Source organism: Rhizobium aethiopicum, from assembly GCF_900094625.1.
Taxonomy (GTDB): Bacteria; Pseudomonadota; Alphaproteobacteria; order Rhizobiales; family Rhizobiaceae; genus Rhizobium; species Rhizobium aethiopicum.
The window spans coordinates 54,027-70,193 of sequence record NZ_FMAJ01000009.1 but is presented as its reverse complement, the minus strand read 5'-3'; the positions used below and the strand labels follow the sequence as shown (position 1 = coordinate 70,193).

Genomic DNA, 16,167 nt, shown 5'->3' with positions numbered 1-16,167 from the left:
TCCGGTCTTTCTTGGGATGATGTTTTAGCCCGGCCAAATGGCTAGGTGGGCTTGAACGGCCCGTCAGGGCTTACCAGCGCTGATGCACATGCGGCGCGATCAGCCGCTCGTAGATCTCCCGCGTCGCCGCCATCACATCGGCCGAGAGCGGCGCGAGGTCGGCGGCAGCCGCGTTTGCCTTGGCCTGCTCGCCATTGCGGGCGCCTGGGATGACGACGGTGACGGCTTCAGCCATCAGGATCCAGCGTAGCGCGAAGGCGGCCATGGTGGCGCCGGTCGGCACCAGCTTGCGAACTTCCTCGACCGCCTGCAGGCCGACCTCGAAAGGCACGCCGGCAAAGGTCTCGCCGACGTCGAAAGCTTCGCCCTGGCGGTTGAAATTGCGGTGGTCGTCGCTGGCGAAGTGTGTGTCCCGGGTGATCTTGCCGGAGAGAAGGCCGCTTGCCAGCGGCACGCGGGCGATGATCGCTACGTTCCTGCGGCGTGCTTCCTGGAAGAACAGATGGTCGGGGCGCTGGCGGAAGATGTTGTAGATGATCTGGATGCTGACGACGCCGGGATATTCGACCGCCTTCAGCCCATCCTCGACCTTCTCGACGCTGACGCCGTAACCCTTGATCTTGCCGGCTTTCTGCAGATCGTTCAGGCCTTCGAAGATCTCAGGCTGGTAAAGTACCTCGCGCGGCGGGCAGTGCAGCTGCACGAGGTCGAGACTGTCGACCGCAAGGTTCTTGAGGCTGCGGTCGATGAAGCCTTCGAGATTGGCCTTGCTATAGCCTTCTGCGACATGTGGGTTGAGGCGGCGGCCCGCCTTGGTCGCGACCATCGGGCGCTCGCCGCCGCGCGTCTTCAACACATCGGCAATGATCTTTTCCGAGCGGCCGTCACCATAGACATCCGCCGTGTCGATGAACGTCATACCGGCATCGAGCGCCGCATTCAGCGCTGCGCGGCCGTCCGCCTCGCTGATATCGCCCCAGGAGCCGCCGATCTGCCAGGCGCCGAAGCCGACATTGGTCACGATGAAAGGCATGCGGCCGAAAGCATGGTGTTTCATGAAAAATCTCCCCGGGGTTATGAAAGATGCTGGCCTATCAGGCGGGCGGCTGTGCGGCAATTGCCGATCCGGCCTTGATTGCCCGCCTCGATGAAATATCGTCCGGAGATAAGGCTTCAACCGCAATGGATGAAAGGAACGATCATGGAGATCAAACCCGCCGGCTTCAGCCCCTCGACGAAACCGCCAGCCGACTATTTTACCGGCGCCGTGCGTCAGGATCCGCTGATGGAGCCGCCGGCCCCGGCTCGAGTGAGGGCAACCTCCGTCACCTTTGAACCAGGCGCCCGCACGGCCTGGCACACGCATCCGCTTGGCCAGACGCTGATCGTCACCTCAGGCAAGGGCCTCGCCCAGAGTTGGGGCGGGGACATCCGCGAGATCCGGGCCGGCGACACCGTATGGTTTGCGCCGGGCGAAAAACACTGGCATGGCGCCGGCCCGAACACGGCGATGACCCATATCGCCATTCATGAGGCATTGGACGGCAGTCATGTCGACTGGATGGAAAAGGTCAGCGACGAACAATATTCCGGCAAGGCGTGAGCCGATCAAAGCCGCTTCAAACAATAGGAAAAATGCGCGTGCGATTCGACCGTCAGGAATTCGAATTGCCAGCCATAATCCTTGCAGAACTTGGTGACCGCCTCGACGACGCCGTAGACGATCGGCTTGACCGTATTGCCGGTGCAGAAATCATGCCCGGCGATACGTCCTGACCGTCTCACCTTCTTCTCGCAGAGCAGGAGCTCTTGCCAGGTGAGCTCGAAGGAATGGTCGGTGTCGATATAGGCCCAGTCAAGAAAGTCATCCTCGAATTCGGCGAGCTTGTCGAGCGATGTGCCTTGCATCAGGTGCAGCCGGCCCGCCTCGATCTCGGCCGCGAACTTCGTGTGAATCGCGTCGAGCCCGGAGCTGTAGCGATCCATCGACCAGGGATCGATGAGATAAAGGTGCGCCGGGCGATTCTTTTCCAGGATCTCCGCCGTATATTCACCGAAGGCTGCACCCACTTCGACGCCGATGCCGCCATTCGGGATCCGGTAGAGCAACTCGCCACGGTCCGGCAGCAGCCGGGCATGTTCCATATGATGAGCGCTGAGCGCAGTGCGTGGCATGTTCGCCCGAAGCGCCTGCCTTTCTTCACGTGTTTTCATCTCTGATCTCGGGATTGCGGGCGGCTGACAGCCCTGATGGGATTCGAGGGGAACGTAGGAGCGGCCGATGCCGATGACAACCGCATGACAGGAATTTGCTTCTTTCGTGTAAACCGCTAAGTTTCACCTGTGGACCGCCGAAAGAGCCTCGGGAGGAGCGATTTCATGAGACGCATGTGGCCTGAAGAATTTAACGCCATCATCAGCGGAGCCGAGGAGGTGATGCTGGAATTACCCGCCGAGGCCGGCGAAGCGCCGTTGCAGCGCAAGGCGCTGAAGGCGCGCATCACCATGCAGGATTACGAGCGGATCTGGCCGCTCGCCGAGATGCGCTTCCGGCTTGGCGAACAGGATGGCAAGGCCATAACGCTGATCACCACCAACCCCCATTACCACGCCTGGCACCCGAAGGACGGCGGCAGCGTCGATTCCGTCTCGGACAGTGGCCGCCATTACCAAACCGATTATCTCGTGGTGCACTTCCTGCTCGACGACGTGAAGGAAAAATCCCCGGCCTGATGTGCTGAGGCCCCGGTGCCGGCCGCAAGGCCGCACCGATCTCCTGTTGACGCCGAGTTGATCCCGCCGTTGATGACAGCAGCGGCGATATCGCTAAGCTTGGGCAAAACTTATCCTTACGAAATTGGAGGTTCCCGTGGCGGGCAATGTGCTGGATATCCCGGTCAAGACTGTGGATGGTCGCGAGACCACGCTCAACGAATACAAGGGCAGGGTGCTCCTGATCGTCAACGTCGCCTCGAAATGCGGGCTCACGCCGCAATATGAGGGACTGGAAAGGCTCTATGGCGAAAAGCGCGAGCGGGGCTTCGTCATCGCCGCTTTCCCCGCCAACGACTTCAAGGGGCAGGAACCCGGCACCGACGCCGAGATCCTCGATTTCTGCACCACCACCTACGACGTCACCTTCCCGATCTTCTCGAAGATTTCGGTCAAGGGCGAGGCCCAGCACCCGCTCTACCGGCAACTGACCAAATCGGGCGTGGAGACGACGGGTGACGGACCGATGCGCGAACGCCTGAAATCGCATGGCATAACAGGCGGTGACGAGGACGACATCCTCTGGAACTTCGAAAAATTCCTGATAGGCCGCGACGGCAAGGTCGCCGCCCGCTTTGCGCCCGATGTGACCGCGGATGATTCGCGGTTGGTTTCGGCAGTGGATCAGGAACTGGCGAAGAGATAAACGCCCTCGGCCGATCAAGTGTCAGGATGGCAAATGATGTGCGCGGAGGCAGCATCAGATCCCAAGCGTGCCCACAGCGGGCGGCGTAAAGTCCTTGAAGCCCAGTCTCGGCCAGTCGCACCTTCTGTCAAATTTCACTTTTGATTCGTGGCGCTGACATTTGGGATTGGTCTTGAACGCATATCCGGGCAGGTTGACGTAGGTGGCACTTGGAGCGCCAACGGCAATCGCGATGCACAGCGTCAATGCGGAGCATAGAGTTCTCATGGCACCCCCCCAGGCGTCGTAAGCCTTCAAGCGCGGAGACTTCCGGGCGACGAATAATCTCACTTTTGCCTGCCCTCATCCATTCGCCCAATAGGAGGTGGGTTGGCGGACGGACATAGTCCGTTTTGGCGGAGCATCGGCTTTCAGCCGGCGGCGCAGCTGAAGCTGCCAGGCGCCTCGATTGAATCAGCTGCGAGATTGGAATTGCCGATATGGTGACGAAGCAGTGCGGGCGTCTGTCTGAGAAGCCGCGGTATTATCCAGCTGTTTGGCACTTTGGGAAAAATGGTGGGCGATGAGAGACTCGAACTCCCGACATCCTCGGTGTAAACGAGGCGCTCTACCAACTGAGCTAATCGCCCATCGCTAACGAAGCCGGATCGGCCTGCCGCGTTGGTGGCCGTGATCTATGCGGATCGCGGAAAAACCGCAAGAGTGTTTGTGAAGATTTTTGGATTTTTTTGGCGGTCATCCTGTCTCATGCCGCGCCACTCGGATGCGGCCGGCTGTGGATAAAGGCGAGGGGGAGGCGGCGGGCATATGCGTTTTGCCGGTGCCGCCGGCTTCGATCGTGCCCCGGTAGGCGTGCGGACATTGAAATTGTCGGCCTTTCATTCTCTCCGCGACCGCTTTGCCAAAACAATTCAGCGACTGTCATGGTTTTGTCTCCAAACCTGCTTGACACTAAAAGGCGAACCCCGTAGTTAGCCGCTCATCGAAACGGGCAGCCGTTTTGGTGAGGGTGCGAAGGCATCCGGATTGCTTGAAATGAAGTGCGGGTGTAGCTCAGTCGGTTAGAGTGCCGGCCTGTCACGCCGGAGGTCGCGGGTTCGAGCCCCGTCACTCGCGCCATTTCAAAGCAGGCGTTCAAGCGCCGCCGTCCGGCTCTTCCGTCCGTCATGCGCGGGTGTAGCTCAGTCGGTTAGAGTGCCGGCCTGTCACGCCGGAGGTCGCGGGTTCGAGCCCCGTCACTCGCGCCATTCTCTTCCGAAAGCTATGCAGTTTCCAGGGGTCAGGCATGCAGCTTGAATCGACTTCTGCGGATTTGTCGCGACATCGTTGCATCTGCTTGATAATGTCCGCCCGCGACGCGTCGAATTGCCTCTGTAAAAGTCTTGCGCCGGGGCTTCGGCTGCGCTAACCACGGCTTGTTGCAACGCACGTTCGCTTGCCGGGCAATTGCCCAAATGCGCCGTCTGGCGCCTCCGGCAAGCAAGGATGAACATGATGACTGAACTGCTCAGTTCCTATATTCCGATCGCTATCTTCATCGCTATTGCGCTCGTTATCGGCCTGGCGCTGCTCATTGCGCCGTTCGCCGTGGCTTTCAAAGCGCCCGATTCGGAAAAGCTCTCGGCTTACGAATGCGGCTTCAACGCCTTCGACGACGCCCGCATGAAGTTCGACATCCGCTTCTACCTCGTGTCGATCCTCTTCATCATCTTCGACCTCGAGGTCGCCTTCCTCTTCCCTTGGGCCGTTTCCTTCGGCGCTATCGGCTGGTTCGGCTTCTGGTCCATGATGGTCTTCCTCCTCGTGCTGACCATCGGCTTTATCTATGAATGGAAGAAGGGAGCCCTGGAATGGGAGTGACCCCTGTGAGCAATCAGCCGCTCGTCGCCCCGCAGCCGAAGGGGATCATCGATCCCTCCACAGGCAAGCCGATCGGCAGCAACGACGCCTTCTTCGGTGAGATCAATAACGAACTCGCCGACAAGGGTTTCCTCGTCACCTCGACCGACGAACTGATCAACTGGGCCCGCACCGGCTCGCTGATGTGGATGACTTTCGGTCTTGCCTGCTGTGCCGTCGAAATGATGCAGCTGTCGATGCCGCGTTATGACGTCGAGCGCTTCGGTTTTGCGCCCCGCGCTTCGCCGCGCCAGTCCGACGTGATGATCGTCGCCGGCACGCTGACCAACAAGATGGCGCCGGCTCTGCGCAAGGTTTACGACCAGATGCCCGAGCCACGCTACGTCATCTCGATGGGCTCCTGCGCCAATGGCGGCGGCTATTATCACTATTCCTATTCGGTGGTGCGCGGCTGCGACCGCGTCGTCCCGATCGACATCTACGTGCCGGGCTGTCCCCCCACGGCAGAGGCGCTGCTTTACGGCGTGCTTCTGCTGCAGAAGAAGATCCGGCGCACCGGCACGATCGAACGCTAAGGGTTAAGGACAAGGCATATGAGTGAAGCCCTGACTGAGCTTGCGTCCTATCTTGGCGAAGCGCGCGGCAATCTGATTGCCGCCTCGCAGATGAAGTATGGCGAGCTGACGCTGACGGCGACGGGTGAAAACCTGATCGAGCTTTTGACCTTCCTGCGCGACGATCCCAAATGCGGTTTCGTCAACCTGATCGATATTTGCGGGGTGGACTGGCCGCAGCGCGAGCTGCGCTTCGATGTCGTCTACCATCTGCTGTCGCCCAAGAGGAACCTGCGCATCCGCGTCAAGGTCGCAACCGACGAGGATACGCCGGTGCCGTCGGCCTGCGCCGTCCATCCCGGCGCCGACTGGTTCGAACGCGAAACCTGGGACATGTACGGCGTCCTGTTCACCGGCCACCCGGATCTGCGCCGCATCCTGACTGATTACGGTTTCGAAGGCCATCCGCTGCGTAAGGACTTCCCCACGACCGGTTTCGTCGAGGTGCGCTACGACGACGCCGCAAAGCGTGTGGTCTACGAACCTGTCGAACTGAAGCAGGAATTCCGAAACTTTGACTTTATGTCGCCCTGGGAAGGCACCGACTACGTGCTGCCGGGTGATGAAAAAGCGAAGCAATAATTCAAGGCGGCTGGTGGGTTGGTGCCCGCCTTTCGCCAACTATCTGAGAACGCGAGCCCGATCGCCATGACAGAACATAACGTCCGCAACTTCAACATCAATTTCGGACCGCAGCATCCGGCGGCGCACGGCGTTCTTCGTCTTGTCCTGGAGCTTGACGGCGAAATTGTGGAGCGGGTCGATCCGCATATCGGCTTGTTGCACCGCGGCACCGAGAAGCTTATCGAGACCAAGACCTATCTTCAGGCGGTACCCTACTTCGATCGGCTCGACTATGTCGCGCCGATGAACCAGGAGCATGCCTATGCGATGGCCGTTGAAAAGCTGGTCGGCATCCAGATCCCGATCCGCGGCCAGCTGATCCGCGTGCTCTATTCGGAGATCGGCCGCATCCTGTCGCATCTCTTGAACGTCACGACGCAGGCGATGGACGTCGGCGCGTTGACGCCGCCGCTCTGGGGCTTCGAAGAGCGTGAAAAGCTGATGGTGTTCTATGAGCGCGCCAGTGGCTCGCGCATGCATGCGGCCTATTTCCGTCCGGGCGGCGTCCACCAGGATCTGCCGGAAAAGCTCGTGCAGGATATCGGCGACTGGTGCGATCCCTTCCTGAAGGCGCTTGACGACATCGACGATCTTTTGACCGGCAATCGCATCTTCAAGCAGCGCAACGTCGATATCGGCGTCGTCTCGCTGGAGGATTGCTGGGCCTGGGGCTTTTCAGGCGTCATGGTGCGCGGTTCGGGTGCGGCCTGGGATCTGCGTCGCGCCCAGCCTTACGAATGTTATTCCGATCTCGAATTCGACATCCCGATCGGCAAGAACGGCGACAATTATGACCGCTACCTGATCCGCATGATCGAGATGCGCGAATCGGTGCGCATCATGAAGCAATGCGTCAACCGCCTGCTGTCGGATGCGAAGACCGGTCCTTTCTCCTCGATCGACGGCAAGGTCGTGCCGCCGAAGCGCGGCGAGATGAAGCGCTCGATGGAAGCGCTGATTCATCACTTCAAGCTCTATACCGAAGGCTACCATGTGCCGGCCGGCGAGGTTTACGCCGCGGTCGAGGCGCCGAAGGGCGAGTTCGGAGTCTATCTCGTTTCCGACGGCTCCAACAAGCCTTATCGCTGCAAGATCCGCGCTCCGGGCTACGCCCATCTGCAGGCGATGGACTTCATGTGCCGCGGCCACCAGCTTGCCGACGTTGCTGCCGTCCTTGGCTCGCTCGACATTGTTTTCGGCGAGGTGGACCGCTGATGCAGCTTCTGCCGCTGGCCGTCGCAATTCTTCTCTCGGCGTCCGGGGTTTCGGCTCAGGAGGCCGACACCCTCGGCACGCCGCTGGGTCATAAGGAAGTGACGCCGCCGGGGCAGCAATCGTCCATGGGCGAGCTTTTGTCCAAGGGCTATCAGATCAAGGCCGCCATCCCGAATGGCGGCAAATTCGTCGTATTTATGCAGAAAGACCAGTCGGCCTATGCCTGCGAAATGCAGTCTTTGACCGCTTCGCGGTGTGGAACCCTAAACTGACAAGGCGTGAGGAAGAATGTCCGTTCGTCGATTAGCCGAAGATCAATTTCAGCCTGCCGCATTCGCATTCAGCGATGAAAATGCGGTCTGGGCGGACAAGACGATCCAGAAATACCCCGCCGGCCGCCAGCAGTCGGCTGTCATTCCGCTGCTGATGCGGGCGCAGGAACAGGACGGCTGGGTCACGCGCGCGGCGATTGAAAAGATCGCCGACATGCTCGACATGGCCTATATCAGAGTGCTCGAGGTCGCGACCTTCTATACGCAGTTCCAGTTACATCCCGTCGGCACACGCGCCCATGTCCAGGTTTGCGGCACGACGCCCTGCATGCTGCGCGGTTCGGAAGCGCTGATGTCGGTCTGCAAGAGCAAGATCCACGCCCGTCCCTTCGAGCGCAATGCCGAAGGCACGCTCTCCTGGGAAGAGGTGGAATGTCTTGGCGCCTGCGTCAACGCCCCGATGGTGATGATCGGCAAGGACACTTACGAAGACCTGACGCCGGAGCGCCTCGAGGAGATCATCGACACCTTTGCCGCCGGCAACGGCGCGAGCATCAAGCCGGGACCCCAGATCGATCGGATATTTTCGGCGCCCGAAGGCGGTCCGACTTCGCTGACCACGGAAGAGCCGAAGGCAAGGACGCGCGCCAAGAAGACCGAGGCCGAAACCGTCTCGGCTCCGGCAGACGGCGCGCCGGTCCCGCCGTCCGAAGCCGCCCGCCCGAAAAGCACCGATGCCGAAACCAATGCCGCGCTGAAGACGCCGGCAACGGCGCCGAAGGCGGCTGCGAAAAACGCCAAGGCAGCCGAGCAGCAGCCGGTTTCCGGCACGGCACCTGCTGAGCCGGCGCCTGCTGCAGCCAAGGCCGAAACCGCTCCGGCAGAGAAGCCAAGCCTGACCGACAAGAACCGTCCGGCCGGCATCGAAAAGCCCGCCGCTCCAGATGATCTGAAGATGATCTCCGGCGTCGGTCCGAAGATCGAGGCGACATTGAACGAAATCGGCATCTTCACCTTCGCGCAGGTCGCGGGCTGGAAGAAGGCCGAGCGCGAATGGGTCGACGGCTACCTGAATTTCCGCGGCCGCATCGAACGCGACGACTGGGTCAAGCAGGCCAAGGCGCTCGCCAAGGGCGGCGAAGCGGAATATATCAAGGTCTTCGGCAAGAAGCCGCGGTAAGAGGTGAAGCATGTTACAAGATAAAGACCGCATCTTTACCAACATCTACGGCCTCAAGGACAAGTCCCTGAAAGGCGCGATGAGCCGCGGCCACTGGGACGGCACCAAGCAGATCCTCGAAAAGGGCCGCGACTGGATCATCAACGAGATGAAGGCTTCCGGCCTTCGCGGTCGCGGCGGCGCCGGTTTCCCGACAGGCCTCAAATGGTCCTTCATGCCGAAGGAAAGTGATGGCCGCCCACATTACCTCGTCGTTAATGCCGACGAATCCGAGCCAGGCACCTGCAAGGACCGCGACATCATGCGCCACGATCCGCATACGCTGATCGAAGGCTGCGTCGTCGCGAGTTTCGCCATGGGCGCCAATGCCGCTTATATCTATGTACGCGGCGAATATATCCGCGAGCGGGAAGCGCTGCAGGCGGCGATCGACGAATGTTATGATTACGGCCTGCTCGGCAAGAACAACAAGCTCGGCTGGGACATGGACATTTTCGTCCATCACGGCGCCGGCGCCTATATCTGCGGCGAGGAAACCGCGCTGCTCGAAAGCCTGGAAGGCAAGAAGGGCCAGCCGCGCCTGAAGCCGCCATTCCCTGCCAATATGGGCCTCTACGGCTGCCCGACGACCGTCAACAACGTCGAATCGATCGCGGTCGCGCCGACGATCCTGCGCCGCGGCGCCGGCTGGTTCTCGGCCATAGGCCGTCCGAACAATGTCGGCACCAAGCTGTTCATGCTCTCCGGCCACGTCAACAAGCCGTGCACCGTCGAAGAGGAAATGGGCATTACCTTCCGCGAACTCGTCGACCGCCATGCCGGTGGCATCCGTGGCGGCTGGGACAATCTGCTCGCCGTCATTCCGGGCGGCGCATCCTGCCCGATCGTTCCGGCCAAGGACATTATCGATTGCCCGATGGACTTCGACGGCCTGCGCGGCGTCGGCTCCTCTTTCGGGACGGCCGCGGCGATCGTCATGGACAAGTCCACCGACGTCATCAAGGCGATCGCCCGCATCTCCGCCTTCTTCAAGCATGAGAGTTGCGGCCAGTGCACGCCCTGCCGCGAAGGCACGGGCTGGATGTGGCGTGTGATGGAGCGCATGGCCAAGGGCAACGCCCAGAAGCGCGAAATCGACATGCTGTTCCAGGTGACCAAGCAGATCGAAGGCCACACCATTTGCGCCCTCGGCGACGCCGCCGCGTGGCCGGTGCAGGGCCTGATCCGTAACTTCCGTCCCGAGATCGAAAAGCGTATCGACCAGTATACGGCGAGCGCGCTCGACCACGGCGCGGTTCTGGAGGCGGCTGAATAACATGACGGACAAGGCATCCAAGAGCGGGAAGAAGGAAGAGACTGCCGATTTCGCGGCCGGCTTCGGCCGTCTTGCGGCGGAGATGCTGGAAAACGCACAGGCAATGCCGGTGCATCCGCTGATGGCACATCCTGCCGCAGCCTTTGCCGCCGCAACGGCAATCGGCTTCGGCTTCTCGACGCAGATGGCGGGCGCCTTCTTCGGAGCCTTCCAGAGCGCTCTGGAAACCACCGGCAAGCTCGCGGCCGCGCTCGATGACACGCCGCCGGACGAGCCGGCGCCCGCAGTCGATATCCGGCCTGAGAATATCCGCCCGGTCGTCAAGGCTCTGGGCACGCAGGCGTCCGAAAAGCCTGCGGTCGAGAGGAAGGCGGGGCCTAGACTGACAGTTGTCAAGCCGGCGAGCGAGCCGGTGCCGGCAAACCAGCCGAAGCCGGCGGTGAAGGCAAAAACGGCTCAGCGGACTGCAAAGGCCGACGATCTCAAGCTGATCGCCGGCATCGGTCCGAAGCTGGAGCAGGTGTTGAACGCCAGGGGCATTCGCAGCTTCGCCGACATCGCCGCCTGGTCCGACGAGGATATTGCTCGGCTTGACGCCGACCTTGGCTTTAACGGCCGCATCGCACGCGACGACTGGATCGGTCAGGCGAAGGTTCTGGCCGGGCGAGGCCGCAGAAGGAAATGAACTGTCCGGCCGTGCAAACCGGCCGGAAATAGGCGCATCAGCGAAGGGGCGGGGGCCTCACGCTGCAGATGCCGGTGCGGGTTCCGCGTCTGGAACGCGCGACAGACAATTTGGGCGACATCGGCTGCCGGCAGGACTAAAAGTCCGGCTCGGCAAAGAGAATGTTGCAAAACAGGTTTGTTTGCCGTCTTCAGGCAAACGGGAAACAGGACTGAGCGACAATGGCAAAACTGAAGATTGACGGCAACGAGATCGAAGTTCCGGATCATTTCACGCTGTTGCAGGCGTGTGAGGATGCCGGCGCTGAAGTTCCGCGCTTCTGCTTCCATGAGCGCCTGTCGGTCGCCGGCAATTGCCGCATGTGCCTTGTCGAAGTGAAGGGTGGCCCGCCAAAGCCACAGGCTTCCTGCGCCATGAGCGTGCGAGACATCCGCGGCGGCCCTAACGGCGAACTGCCCGAGGTCTTCACCAACACGCCGATGGTCAAGAAGGCCCGCGAAGGCGTGATGGAGTTCCTGCTGATCAACCATCCGCTCGATTGCCCGATCTGCGACCAGGGCGGCGAATGCGACCTGCAGGACCAGGCGATGGCCTTCGGTATCGACACCTCGCGCTACCAGGAAGACAAGCGCGCCGTCGAGGACAAGTATATCGGTCCGCTCGTAAAGACGGTGATGAACCGCTGCATCCATTGCACGCGCTGCGTCCGGTTCACGACCGAGGTTGCCGGCATTTCCGAACTCGGTCTGATCGGCCGTGGCGAGGATGCCGAGATCACCACCTATCTCGAACAGGCGATGACCTCAGAGCTGCAGGGCAACGTCGTCGACCTCTGCCCGGTCGGCGCGCTCACCTCCAAGCCCTTCGCCTTTACGGCGCGCCCCTGGGAATTGAACAAGACCGAATCGATCGACGTCATGGATGCCATCGGTTCGGCGATCCGCGTCGATACCCGTGGCCGCGAGGTCATGCGCATCCTGCCGCGCGTCAATGAGGTCATCAACGAAGAGTGGATTTCCGACAAGAGCCGCTTCATCTGGGACGGTTTGAAGACCCAGCGCCTCGATCGACCTTACGTCCGCCGTGACGGCCGTCTGCAGCCCGCCACCTGGGCCGAGGCCTTCGGCGCCATCAAGGCTGCTGTAAGCGCCACTTCAGGCGAGAAGATCGGCGCGATCGCTGGCGATCTCGCCTCCGTCGAGGAAATGTATGCGCTCTCCGAACTGGTCAAGTCGCTGGGATCTGCCAATCTCGACTGTCGCCAGGATGGGGCGGCACTCGATCCGTCACTCGGCCGTGCAAGCTATCTCTTCAACCCGACGATTGCTGGCATCGACCAGGCCGACGCGCTGCTGATCATCGGCGCCAACCCTCGTTTCGAGGCGGCGATCCTCAACGCCCGCATCCGCAAGCGCTGGCGCCGCGGCAAGTTCCCGATCGGCGTGATCGGCGAGCCCGGCGAATTGCGTTACAGCTATGACTATCTGGGCGGCGGTCCTGACACGCTGAAGGATCTGGTCGATGGCGGCCATGCCTTCGTTGATGTTCTGAAGAATGCGGCCAAGCCGATGATCATCATCGGCCAAGGCGCGCTGTCGCGCAGCGATGGCGCCGGCGTTCTCGCCAGTGCCGCCAAGCTTGCCGGTTCGGTCGGCGCAGTCGTCGAAGGCTGGAACGGCTTTGCTGTCCTCCACACCGCTGCATCGCGTGTCGGTGGCCTCGATCTCGGCTTCGTGCCGGGCGCCAAGGGCGCCAATGCCGCCGAAATGCTGCAGTCGATGGACGTGCTCTTCCTGCTTGGTGCCGATGAACTCGACTTCACCGCCAAGAAGGCGGGACTGACCGTCTATATCGGCTCGCATGGCGACAACGGCGCCCATCACGCCGACGTCATCCTGCCGGCCGCAGCCTATACCGAAAAATCCGGCACCTGGGTCAACACCGAAGGTCGCGTCCAGATGGGCAACCGCGCAGGTTTTGCGCCGGGCGACGCCCGCGAGGACTGGGCGATCATCCGCGCGCTGTCCGACGTGCTCGGCAAGAAGCTTCCCTTCGATTCGCTGAGTGAACTGCGTGGTCGCCTCTATGCCGCTTTCCCGCATTTCGCCGCCATCGACGAGATTGCCGAAACCGATAGCGCCCAAATTGCCGCAGTCGCGAAAAAAGCCGGCAAGATGAACAAGTCAGGGTTTGCGTCGCCGGTCAAAGACTTCTATTTGACGAACCCGATAGCGCGCGCCTCGGCTGTCATGGCCGAGTGCTCGGCATTGGCCCGCAACAACTTCAAAGTCGCGGCAGAGTAAGGGCAGGAACTCATGGATTCTTTCTTCTCAACCTATGTCTGGCCGGGGATCATCATGATCGGTCAGTCGCTGCTGCTTCTTGTCTGCCTGCTCGTGTTCATCGCTTACGTGCTGCTTGCCGACCGCAAGATCTGGGCGGCGGTGCAGCTGCGCCGCGGTCCGAACGTCGTTGGTCCCTTCGGCCTGTTCCAATCTTTCGCCGACCTTCTGAAGTTCGTCTTCAAGGAGCCGATCATTCCGGCCGGCGCCAACAAGGCGGTGTTCCTGCTGGCCCCGCTGGTGACGGTGCTTCTGGCGCTGTCCACCTGGGCGGTGGTGCCGCTGGCCGACGGCTGGGTGATCGCCAACATCAATGTCGGCATCCTCTATATCTTTGCGATCTCCTCGCTCGAAGTGTACGGCATCATCATGGGCGGCTGGGCTTCGAACTCGAAATATCCGTTCCTCGGCGCGCTGCGCTCGGCCGCACAGATGGTGTCCTATGAGGTCTCGATCGGCTTCGTCATCGTTACCGTGCTTCTCTGCGTCGGTTCGCTGAATCTCACCGATATCGTCAATGCGCAGCATACCGGCCTCGGCACTATGTTCGGCCTGCCGGCGTCGTTCCTGGATTGGCACTGGCTGTCGCTGTTCCCGATGTTCATCGTCTTCTTCATCTCGGCGCTTGCCGAGACGAACCGTCCGCCTTTCGACCTTCCAGAAGCAGAATCGGAACTGGTTGCCGGCTTCATGGTCGAATACGGCTCCTCGCCATACATGATGTTCATGCTCGGCGAGTATGCGGCCGTCTGCCTGATGTGCTCGCTGACGACGATCCTCTTCCTCGGCGGCTGGCTGCCTCCGGTCGATATCTGGATCCTCAACTGGGTCCCCGGCATCATCTGGTTCATGCTGAAGGCCTGCTTCGTGTTCTTCATGTTCGCGATGGTCAAGGCTTTCGTTCCCCGCTACCGCTACGACCAGCTCATGCGCCTCGGCTGGAAGGTCTTCCTGCCGCTGTCGCTCGCCATGGTCATCATCGTTGCATTCGTGCTGAAACTGATGGGATGGGCGTAATGGCCCCGGCTCTCGTTTCCGGCCAAATTGGAGGTTGAAGATGGCAAGCTTGTCCAGCTCCATCAACTCGCTGTTCCTCAAGGAATTCGTCGGCGCGTTCTTTCTGTCGATGCGCTATTTCTTCCGCCAGAAGGCGACGATCAACTATCCCTTCGAAAAGGGTCCGGTCTCCCCGCGCTTCCGCGGCGAGCATGCATTGCGCCGCTATCCGAATGGCGAGGAACGCTGCATCGCCTGCAAGCTCTGCGAGGCGATCTGTCCTGCCCAGGCGATCACCATTGAGGCCGGTCCGCGCCGCAACGACGGTACGCGCCGCACCGTGCGCTACGATATCGATATGGTGAAGTGCATTTATTGCGGCTTCTGCCAGGAGGCCTGCCCGGTCGATGCGATCGTCGAAGGTCCGAATTTCGAGTTTGCGACAGAAACCCGCGAAGAACTCTATTTCGACAAGGCCCGGCTTCTGGATAACGGAGACCGGTGGGAACGTGAAATCGCCCGCAACATCGCGATCGACTCGCCGTACCGCTGATCGAGATCTTGAGATGCCGCGATGGAGCTTAGGCGCTTTGTCGTGGTCAATATGCACAGGAGCTTTGCCGGCCAGCGCCGCAGAAAGCTCTATCGGGCAGGGAAACTCCCGGCTGCCCGGGGGAAGATGAAAAAGGCACCAACATGGGTCTGCAGGCTCTATTTTTCTACCTTTTCGCCTTTGTCGCGATAGCGTCGGCGTTCATGGTCATCTGGGCGAAGAACCCGGTTCACTCGGTTCTTTTCCTGATCCTGGTGTTCTTCAATGCAGCCGGCCTCTTCCTGCTGCTCGGCGCCGAATTCCTGGCGATGATCCTGCTTGTCGTCTATGTCGGCGCCGTCGCCGTCCTCTTCCTGTTCGTGGTGATGATGCTCGATATCGACTTCACCGAATTGAGGGCAGGCGTCCTCGAATATGCGCCGATCGGCGGGTTGATCGGGATCATCCTGGCGGCCGAGCTGATCGTCGTCATCGGCGGCAGCGTCATCTCGCCCGAGATTGCCAAATCAGTCGCCATGCCGATCCCGGCGCTGACGGAGCGTACCAATACGGCCGCTCTCGGCGACGTACTCTACACCAACTACGTCTATTTCTTCCAGATTGCCGGCCTGGTGCTGCTGGTCGCCATGATCGGCGCGATCGTTCTGACGCTGAGGCATCGCACCAACATCAAGCGGCAGAATATTTCCAGGCAGGTTGCCCGCACGCCCGCCACCGCCGTCGAGGTGGTTTCGGTCAAGCCGGGGCAGGGCGTCTAAAGGCAGGTCAAGGAACAAAGAACATGGTCATCGGACTTTCCCACTACCTGACGGTCAGCGCCATCCTCTTCACGCTCGGCGTCTTCGGCATCTTCCTGAACCGGAAGAACGTCATCGTCATCCTGATGTCGGTCGAACTGATCCTGCTTGCGGTCAACATCAACATGGTCGCTTTCTCTTCCTTCCTGAACGACATCGTCGGCCAGGTCTTCGCGCTGTTCATCCTGACGGTCGCGGCTGCCGAAGCGGCGATCGGTCTTGCAATTCTCGTTGTCTTCTACCGCAACCGCGGCTCGATCGCGGTCGAAGACGTCAATATGATGAAGGGCTGAGTG

The 16,167-nt window shown here is 60.9% G+C and carries 19 protein-coding genes and 3 tRNA genes; 18 read left to right on the top strand and 4 right to left on the bottom strand.

Annotated features, from left to right (window positions below; all coding sequences use genetic code 11):
• Positions 1 to 70: 70 nt before the first annotated feature.
• Positions 71 to 1,057: an aldo/keto reductase gene (locus GA0061105_RS19665; RefSeq protein WP_092752329.1), complete on the bottom strand. Its 987-nt coding sequence runs from the start codon at positions 1,055 to 1,057 to the stop codon at positions 71 to 73.
• Between the two features lie 144 nt (positions 1,058 to 1,201).
• On the opposite strand from GA0061105_RS19665, the gene GA0061105_RS19660 reads away from it, so the two are divergent.
• Entirely contained in the window at positions 1,202 to 1,603 is a 402-nt protein-coding gene (locus GA0061105_RS19660; protein ID WP_064692701.1) for a (R)-mandelonitrile lyase, read from the top strand.
• Positions 1,604 to 1,608: 5 nt separating this feature from the next.
• Here the strand turns inward: GA0061105_RS19660 and GA0061105_RS19655 are convergent, their stop codons facing one another.
• A complete protein-coding gene (locus tag GA0061105_RS19655) occupies positions 1,609 to 2,214 on the bottom strand; it encodes a class I SAM-dependent methyltransferase (RefSeq protein WP_092752327.1) in 606 nt (201 codons plus the stop codon).
• 165 nt (positions 2,215 to 2,379) lie between these two features.
• Between GA0061105_RS19655 and GA0061105_RS19650 the strand changes: the two genes are divergently transcribed.
• The gene (locus tag GA0061105_RS19650) at positions 2,380 to 2,733 is read left to right on the top strand and encodes a hypothetical protein (protein ID WP_064692581.1); all 354 of its coding nucleotides are present in this window, start codon (positions 2,380 to 2,382) and stop codon (positions 2,731 to 2,733) included.
• 136 nt (positions 2,734 to 2,869) lie between these two features.
• Positions 2,870 to 3,418 (top strand): glutathione peroxidase, encoded by a 549-nt coding sequence (locus GA0061105_RS19645; RefSeq protein WP_064692582.1) that lies wholly within the window; start codon positions 2,870 to 2,872, stop codon positions 3,416 to 3,418.
• A 54-nt stretch (positions 3,419 to 3,472) separates the two neighbouring features.
• Here GA0061105_RS19645 and GA0061105_RS33925 read toward each other — a convergent pair whose 3' ends face one another.
• On the bottom strand, positions 3,473 to 3,685 hold the full coding sequence (locus GA0061105_RS33925; RefSeq protein ID WP_082928937.1) for a hypothetical protein: 213 nt from the start codon (positions 3,683 to 3,685) through the stop codon (positions 3,473 to 3,475).
• Between the two features lie 286 nt (positions 3,686 to 3,971).
• A tRNA-Val gene (locus tag GA0061105_RS19635) sits at positions 3,972 to 4,047 on the bottom strand.
• Positions 4,048 to 4,460: 413 nt separating this feature from the next.
• Here GA0061105_RS19635 and GA0061105_RS19630 point away from each other — a divergent pair.
• The 15 genes from GA0061105_RS19630 (at position 4,461) to nuoK (ending at position 16,164) form a co-directional block, all read left to right on the top strand.
• A tRNA-Asp gene (locus GA0061105_RS19630) sits at positions 4,461 to 4,537 on the top strand.
• 51 nt (positions 4,538 to 4,588) lie between these two features.
• Positions 4,589 to 4,665 (top strand) — tRNA-Asp (locus GA0061105_RS19625).
• Between the two features lie 247 nt (positions 4,666 to 4,912).
• Positions 4,913 to 5,278 (top strand): NADH-quinone oxidoreductase subunit A, encoded by a 366-nt coding sequence (locus GA0061105_RS19620; protein ID WP_010055493.1) that lies wholly within the window; start codon positions 4,913 to 4,915, stop codon positions 5,276 to 5,278.
• On the top strand, positions 5,269 to 5,853 hold the full coding sequence (locus GA0061105_RS19615; RefSeq protein ID WP_064801815.1) for a NuoB/complex I 20 kDa subunit family protein: 585 nt from the start codon (positions 5,269 to 5,271) through the stop codon (positions 5,851 to 5,853). The genes GA0061105_RS19620 and GA0061105_RS19615 overlap by 10 nt, the downstream gene beginning before the upstream one ends.
• An 18-nt stretch (positions 5,854 to 5,871) precedes the next feature.
• Positions 5,872 to 6,474 (top strand): NADH-quinone oxidoreductase subunit C, encoded by a 603-nt coding sequence (locus GA0061105_RS19610; protein WP_064692584.1) that lies wholly within the window; start codon positions 5,872 to 5,874, stop codon positions 6,472 to 6,474.
• A 66-nt stretch (positions 6,475 to 6,540) separates the two neighbouring features.
• Positions 6,541 to 7,731 (top strand): NADH-quinone oxidoreductase subunit D, encoded by a 1,191-nt coding sequence (locus tag GA0061105_RS19605; RefSeq protein WP_092752325.1) that lies wholly within the window; start codon positions 6,541 to 6,543, stop codon positions 7,729 to 7,731.
• Positions 7,731 to 8,003 (top strand): hypothetical protein, encoded by a 273-nt coding sequence (locus GA0061105_RS19600; RefSeq protein ID WP_092752324.1) that lies wholly within the window; start codon positions 7,731 to 7,733, stop codon positions 8,001 to 8,003. The genes GA0061105_RS19605 and GA0061105_RS19600 overlap by 1 nt, the downstream gene beginning before the upstream one ends.
• Positions 8,004 to 8,019: 16 nt before the next feature.
• Entirely contained in the window at positions 8,020 to 9,183 is a 1,164-nt protein-coding gene (locus GA0061105_RS19595; RefSeq protein ID WP_092752322.1) for an NADH-quinone oxidoreductase subunit E, read from the top strand.
• A 10-nt stretch (positions 9,184 to 9,193) separates the two neighbouring features.
• The gene (gene nuoF, locus GA0061105_RS19590) at positions 9,194 to 10,498 is read left to right on the top strand and encodes an NADH-quinone oxidoreductase subunit NuoF (protein ID WP_003558451.1); all 1,305 of its coding nucleotides are present in this window, start codon (positions 9,194 to 9,196) and stop codon (positions 10,496 to 10,498) included.
• Position 10,499: 1 nt separating this feature from the next.
• A complete protein-coding gene (locus GA0061105_RS19585) occupies positions 10,500 to 11,183 on the top strand; it encodes a 5' DNA nuclease (RefSeq protein ID WP_092752320.1) in 684 nt (227 codons plus the stop codon).
• A gap of 221 nt (positions 11,184 to 11,404) precedes the next feature.
• The gene (gene nuoG / locus GA0061105_RS19580) at positions 11,405 to 13,486 is read left to right on the top strand and encodes an NADH-quinone oxidoreductase subunit NuoG (protein ID WP_064692588.1); all 2,082 of its coding nucleotides are present in this window, start codon (positions 11,405 to 11,407) and stop codon (positions 13,484 to 13,486) included.
• 12 nt (positions 13,487 to 13,498) lie between these two features.
• A complete protein-coding gene (nuoH, locus tag GA0061105_RS19575) occupies positions 13,499 to 14,542 on the top strand; it encodes an NADH-quinone oxidoreductase subunit NuoH (RefSeq protein WP_064692589.1) in 1,044 nt (347 codons plus the stop codon).
• Positions 14,543 to 14,582: 40 nt separating this feature from the next.
• A complete protein-coding gene (nuoI, locus tag GA0061105_RS19570) occupies positions 14,583 to 15,074 on the top strand; it encodes an NADH-quinone oxidoreductase subunit NuoI (RefSeq protein ID WP_008521873.1) in 492 nt (163 codons plus the stop codon).
• Between the two features lie 143 nt (positions 15,075 to 15,217).
• Entirely contained in the window at positions 15,218 to 15,832 is a 615-nt protein-coding gene (locus GA0061105_RS19565; protein WP_064692590.1) for an NADH-quinone oxidoreductase subunit J, read from the top strand.
• 23 nt (positions 15,833 to 15,855) lie between these two features.
• Positions 15,856 to 16,164, top strand: a complete 309-nt coding sequence (gene nuoK, locus GA0061105_RS19560) for an NADH-quinone oxidoreductase subunit NuoK (RefSeq protein WP_003587269.1) — start codon at positions 15,856 to 15,858, stop codon at positions 16,162 to 16,164.
• Positions 16,165 to 16,167 lie beyond the last annotated feature (3 nt).